3 protein-coding genes are annotated in these 1,981 nt (G+C 71.9%); 1 reads left to right on the plus strand and 2 read right to left on the minus strand.

Annotation, left to right across the window (positions count from 1 at the left end; translation table 11 throughout):
• A partial coding sequence (locus tag VF794_RS08300; protein WP_331108645.1) for a WD40/YVTN/BNR-like repeat-containing protein occupies nucleotides 1–732 on the minus strand: 732 nt, incomplete at its 3' end.
• Between the two features lie 99 nt (nucleotides 733–831).
• Between VF794_RS08300 and VF794_RS08305 the strand changes: the two genes are divergently transcribed.
• Nucleotides 832–1,335: a nuclear transport factor 2 family protein gene (locus VF794_RS08305; RefSeq protein WP_331108646.1), complete on the plus strand. Its 504-nt coding sequence runs from the start codon at nucleotides 832–834 to the stop codon at nucleotides 1,333–1,335.
• A 21-nt stretch (nucleotides 1,336–1,356) separates the two neighbouring features.
• Here VF794_RS08305 and VF794_RS08310 read toward each other — a convergent pair.
• Nucleotides 1,357–1,981: NYN domain-containing protein (locus VF794_RS08310; protein WP_331108647.1), on the minus strand; the 625-nt coding region annotated here is incomplete at its 5' end.

Consider the following 1,981-nt stretch of genomic DNA (forward strand, 5'->3'; position numbering starts at 1 on the left):
CACGCCGCCGTCACCGCTGACGTAGAGCGTGTCCCCCGAGACCAGCACGCCCTCGATGTTCTCGCCCTCCTTCTCCTTCAAGGGCGAGCGGAGCGCCTTCCAGTTCACGCCCCCATCGAGCGTCTCCAGCAGCGTGCCGCACCAGCCCACCAGGTAGCCGCGCCGCGCGTCCGCGAAGGCGGCACCGGCATACGCCACCGTGCGCGGCAGGGAGAGCTGCTCGAAGAGCCCGCCCCTCACCGAGCGCCAGCCCCGGCCGTCTCCATCGAAGACGAGCAGCGCGTCTCCGGCGAAGGCGGCGGCGTAGAACATGGCGTCGGAGGGGGCGCGCTCCGTGCGGAACGTCCCCCCGCCGTCGGACGAGCGCGCCAGCACCCCGTAGCCCACCGCGGCCACCTCACCGCCGTCCGGGGACACCGCGAGCCCCAGCAGCGGCCCACCCGCGTCGTGCACCACGGGCAGCCCGCCGTGCTCGGCCCGGCGCACGGTGCCGTCCGAGCCCACCACGAGCACCTCCCGGCCCGCGCGCTTCACGTCCAGGAAGGCCTGGGCGCCACGCACGTGCTCCCTGTCCAGCTTCAGCAGGCACTTCGGATCCGCCGGGGGTGGTGGCTCACGGAGCGCGGGGGGAGGCAGCGGAGCCACCTGGGCCACGGGCTTCTCGGGGATGGGCTCGGGCGTCCTGGGCTTCCTGGGCTTCTTCTCCTCGGGCTCGGCCGTGTCCAGCACCACCCAGGGCCCGGCGGACCATCCGCCACCCGGCCGAGCCCGTGGCCCATACCTGCTCCCCAAGACCTTGACCGGAACACGCCCCCGCGCGCTCATGAGTCCATGCCCACGATCGCCCTGCTGTGTCTCGCCCTGCTCACCGCCGCGCCCGAAGCCAGCCCCGCCCCGATGCCCACGGCCGCCGTGAATGCCGTGCTGGATGACTGGCACCAGGCCGCGGCCAAGGCGGACGAGGCGCGCTACTTCAACCACTTCACGCCCGACGCGGTCTTCCTGGGCACGGATGCCACCGAGCGTTGGACGCGGGACGAGTTCCGCGCCTGGGCCAGGCCCTTCTTCGCCAAGGGCAAGGCCTGGAGCTTCACGGCGGTGTCACGGCACGTGAGCTTCTCCAAGGACGGCACGGTGGCGTGGTTCGACGAGGCGCTCGCCACCCCCAACATGGGGCCCGCGCGCGGCTCGGGCGTACTCGTGAAGGACGGGGGCGAGTGGAAGCTCGCCCAGTACAACCTCTCGCTGCCCATCCCGAACGACCTGATGAAGGAGTTCAAGGCGCGCATCGAGGCCCACGCGAAGAAGCAGCGCGCCCGGGACCAGGGCAAGTAGCCCGCCCGGGCGGCGCACGGCTCAGAACTCGTCGACGGGGTCCGGGTAGACCTCCTCCTCCTCCACCTCTTCCTCCTCCTGCTGGTGACGCGCGCCCCGGCCCTTGGTGGGCTCGGGCGTCGGCGAGTCCGGCCCCACCACGTACCACTGCCGGCCCTGCTGCACGCGCCTCAGCAGCCCTTCCTGCTCCATGGCCGCCAGCAGCTTGGCGAAGGTCGAGAAGCCGTGCTCGCGCTCGTCGAAGTCCGGCTCCTTGCGGACGATCGTCTCCTTGATGAGCGAGGGATTGACGGGCCCCGTCGCCCTCGCCAGCAGGCGCTGCACCACCTCCAGGGCGATCTCCGGCAGCTCGACCTTCGTCTCGGCCTTGCCCTTGTGCCCCGCGGCTTCCTTGCCCTGACGCTCGCCGGCCCCGTGCCCCTTGCCGTGCTTGCGGCCCCGGCCCCCCTCCTCCTGCTCCTGGCCGCGCTTCTCCTTCTCCTTCTCCCGCTCCTTCTCCTTCTCGGCGCGGGTGCGGGGACGCAGGTAGATGAACTCGTCGCAGGCCTTCACGAAGAGGGGGCTGGTGGCCTCCTTCACCGCGAGCCCGATGAGCTGCCGGCCGTTCTCGCGCAGCTTGTACGCCAGCGGGCAGAAGTCGCTGTCG

It is taken from the genome of Archangium sp., from assembly GCF_036389735.1.
GTDB lineage: Bacteria > Myxococcota > Myxococcia > Myxococcales > Myxococcaceae > Archangium.